Source organism: Vibrio sp. V42_P2S4T144 (assembly GCF_009904715.1).
In the GTDB taxonomy this organism is placed as follows: Bacteria; Pseudomonadota; Gammaproteobacteria; order Enterobacterales; family Vibrionaceae; genus Vibrio; species Vibrio alginolyticus.
In genome coordinates this window covers 1-3,551 of the sequence record NZ_WXWS01000374.1, presented here as the reverse complement: position 1 = coordinate 3,551, position 3,551 = coordinate 1, and the positions used below count along the sequence as shown (strand labels likewise).

Sequence of the window (3,551 nt, the reverse complement as noted above, 5' to 3'; positions counted from 1 at the left end):
TATCCTACCCGTCTAAAAGCATCTAAAATGTCGTGCGCACTCCAAGCGCCCCGGTAATTTTGTGACATAAATCACCATAATTACAACATCATCCATCTAAGAAGAACTAAATGACTAACATTGGCACCAAATTTCTACTTGCTCAAAGGTTCACCTTTGATCCAAATAGTAATTCGCTCGCTGACCAACAAAACGGCAACGACGTTGTACGATTAGGAAGCAACGAAAGCCGTATACTTCTGATGTTGGCAGAGAGACCAAACGAAGTTTTAACCCGTAACGAGCTTCACGAGTTTGTTTGGCGTGAGCAAGGTTTTGAGGTGGATGACTCAAGCCTGACTCAAGCGATTTCTACTCTGCGTAAGATGTTGAAGGATTCAACAAAATCTCCAGAGTTTGTTAAAACGGTACCTAAACGTGGCTACCAACTCATTTGTTCAGTGGAACGCTTGAGCCCATTTTCTACTGACTCTAACACTGACGTTGAAGAAACCGCTTCTGAACACGAAGCGCCAGCAGTGGAGTTAGAAGCGAGCGATACACCACCAACAGAGATAGTGACCGATACTACTGCTGATCTTGAGCCTCAAGTAGAGCCGACTAAAACTCAGCCGAAGCCAGCATCTAACACGATTAACTGGCTACCGCGTGTCATTATCTTTTTGTCTCTGCTGCTTCCTGTTTGCGTATTGTTATTCACGAACCCTGCGGAATCCCAATTCCGTCAGATTGGTGAGTATCAAAATGTACCAGTGATGACACCTGTAAATCACCCTCAAATCAACAACTGGTTGCCTTCAATAGAGCAATGCATTGAGCGCTACGTGAAGCACCATGCAGAAGACTCGTTGCCAGTGGAAGTGATTGCCACTGGTGGACAAAATAACCAGCTGATTCTGAACTATATTCATGACAGTAACCACTCTTACGAGAACGTAACACTGCGTATTTTCGCAGGTCAAAACGATCCAACAGACATCTGCAAATAAAGGAGGCCAATATGAAGATTAAATTAGCATCTGCGGTTTTGGCCGTATCCGTTCTTTTCAGCAGTTGGTTGTATTGGGGAAGTGACCTAAAAGTGGAGCAGCTCCTCACAGCAAACGAATGGCAGTCGACCATGGTGACAGTCATTACAGACAGCTTGCCTGACGATACTGTCGGCCCACTACGCCGAGTTAATGTTGAATCAAACGTGAAATATCTCCCTAATGGTGACTATATTCGCGTAGCAAATATAAAACTATTTGCTCAAGGTTCAACCGCAGAATCAACGATAAATATCTCGGAAAAAGGCCGCTGGGAAGTAAGTGACAACTATTTGTTGGTCTCGCCTTCGGAGTTTAAAGATATTTCATCTTCTCAATCAAAAGACTTTTCCGAAGCACAGCTACGTTTGATTACTCAAATTTTTAAGCTAGATGCGGAGCAAAGTCGTCGTATTGACGTCGTGAACGAAAAAACACTCTTGCTCACTAGCTTGAACCACGGTTCTTCGGTACTGTTTAAAAACTAATTTTGATTGGATGATAAGGGGGCAGACGCCCCCTTTGTTTTGCTTATGGATTGGCTAGATACCACTACTCTCTTTTTCGGTTCACTAATCGCCAACACGCTGGCTTCACTTTCCGGTGGCGGAGCAGGCTTGCTTCAATTCCCTTTACTCATCTTTCTCGGCTTACCGTTCTCCGTTGCGCTAGGCACACATAAGGTGGCTTCGGTCGCTTTAGGCTTAGGCGCAGCAAGCACGCATTTAATATCAGGCACTATTAAATGGAAAATCGCGCTCTACCTTATCTTGTCCGGTAGTATTGGCGTGATTTTAGGGGCTAACTTAATTGTACAGATCCCTGATGGTATCGCGGAAAAGATGCTCGGTACGATGATCCTAGCGCTAGGTATCTACTCGCGATTTAAGACATCGCTAGGCCAAGCTGAAGTAATACGTAACCGTCATCCTATCGGTTGGGTTATTGGTGGAATTGGCTTACTGTTTATCGGCATCATTAACGGATCTCTTACCGCAGGTTCTGGTTTGCTCGTGACACTATTTTTGGTGCGCTGGTTTGGTTACGACTACAAACAAGCCGTTGCTTACACCATGATTTGTGTCGGCCTGTTTTGGAATGGCATTGGAGGCATTGCCGTCGTACAGGCAGGGGCGCCTATTCACTGGGCTTGGTTACCTGTTTTATTGTTAAGCTCTTTTCTAGGCGGCAGTTTAGGCGCATGGGCCGCGACTCGATACAGTAACAGAGTGATTAAAGTTGCATTCGAAATTCTCACGTTTGCCGTGGGCATCAAGTTGCTGGTTTAAAAAGATTAAAAGGAAAGTTTCATGGATAAAGCAATCATTGATATTTATTACTGCCGCCAGTGCAACTGGATGTTGCGTTCAACTTGGCTATCGCAAGAATTACTGCATACTTTTAGCGAAGAAATAGAAACAATCAGCTTACACCCGGACACAGGTGGTCGCTTCGAAATTTTCTGTAATGGCCAGCAAATTTGGGAACGGAAAAAAGACAGCGGCTTTCCTGAAGCCAAGGTGCTAAAACAGCGCGTAAGAGACATTATCGACCCAGAACGCGATTTAGGACATTCAGACACAAAATAGGGAGCAATTCGCTCCCTATTTTTTACTTAGTAAAACCGTTAAATCATGGTTTGTGCTAATACTTCGCCTTCTGGCGTTTTTACCGTTAGCTTATTGCCTTCTAGAGTACCAAAGCTTCTCGGTAAGCCATTACGTGGGAATGTCATCGAGCCTGGGTTGAATATAATGGCTCCATCTTGCATCTCTGCGACGGGAACATGTGTATGACCGTGGGCGATGATATCACCTTCACGCAGTGGCGGCCGTTTTTCAGAGTTGTACAAGTGACCATGAGTCAAAAAGATTCTCTTGCCAGATTCAAGTAGCACCCATGAGTAATCCATCATCATTGGAAACTTCAATAGCATTTGGTCTACTTCACTATCACAGTTGCCACGTACAGAAATAATTTGATCACTGTATTGGTTCAATAAGTCTACTACCTGTGGAGGGTTGTAGCCTTCCGGAATAGGGTTTCGCGGCCCATGGTTTAGCGTATCTCCTAGCAAAATCAGGTGGTGCGCACCAGAAGCCAAAAATAGATCAATGGTTTCTTTAGTTGCTGGCAAAGAGCCATGCAGGTCTGAGGCAAAAAATAGTTTCACGACATCGTCTCCTCAAAAAGTATGAGGTCATTCTACGGCATTTTTTTAGCAGCTCAACCTACGACGGTTTGAATACTACTGATAGCGCAATGATTCAATGACCATAGGCAAAACATAGAACCATGCTGCATACGCTGTTCCAACCAACACCAGTATCCAAAACACCATCGACATAAATTTTGATTTGGCTAGATGGTGCAGCGGATCGGGCTCTCCGCATCCTGGACATGCATGAGCGCGTTTTGAGATTTGTTTCTCACACACGGGGCAAGAGACTAAAGGCATGATACAGATTCCTCGACATTAGGCTTAGGGCGCAAAGAATAATGGTGAATTAACACATATGCAAC

At 44.6% G+C, this 3,551-nt stretch carries 6 protein-coding genes; 4 read left to right on the top strand and 2 right to left on the bottom strand.

The genetic code is table 11. The features are described from left to right. Positions 1–110: 110 nt before the first annotated feature. Genes CAG68_RS12710 through CAG68_RS12695 form a run of 4 tightly spaced genes read left to right on the top strand, consistent with a single transcriptional unit; the run spans position 111 to position 2,617 of the window. The gene (locus CAG68_RS12710) at positions 111–989 is read left to right on the top strand and encodes a transcriptional regulator (protein ID WP_017819958.1); all 879 of its coding nucleotides are present in this window, start codon (positions 111–113) and stop codon (positions 987–989) included. Between the two features lie 11 nt (positions 990–1,000). After that, a complete protein-coding gene (gene toxS / locus CAG68_RS12705; protein WP_005382091.1) occupies positions 1,001–1,516 on the top strand; it encodes a transmembrane regulator ToxS in 516 nt (171 codons plus the stop codon). 45 nt (positions 1,517–1,561) lie between these two features. Continuing rightward, positions 1,562–2,317, top strand: a complete 756-nt coding sequence (locus tag CAG68_RS12700) for a sulfite exporter TauE/SafE family protein (protein WP_054728937.1) — start codon at positions 1,562–1,564, stop codon at positions 2,315–2,317. Positions 2,318–2,338: 21 nt separating this feature from the next. After that, a complete protein-coding gene (locus CAG68_RS12695; protein WP_005382088.1) occupies positions 2,339–2,617 on the top strand; it encodes a SelT/SelW/SelH family protein in 279 nt (92 codons plus the stop codon). Between the two features lie 38 nt (positions 2,618–2,655). Here CAG68_RS12695 and yfcE read toward each other — a convergent pair whose 3' ends face one another. Then, positions 2,656–3,201, bottom strand: coding sequence for a phosphodiesterase (yfcE, locus tag CAG68_RS12690; RefSeq protein WP_054728933.1), 546 nt, complete (start codon positions 3,199–3,201; stop codon positions 2,656–2,658). A 75-nt stretch (positions 3,202–3,276) separates the two neighbouring features. After that, positions 3,277–3,486, bottom strand: coding sequence for a hypothetical protein (locus tag CAG68_RS22355; protein ID WP_005382086.1), 210 nt, complete (start codon positions 3,484–3,486; stop codon positions 3,277–3,279). Positions 3,487–3,551 lie beyond the last annotated feature (65 nt).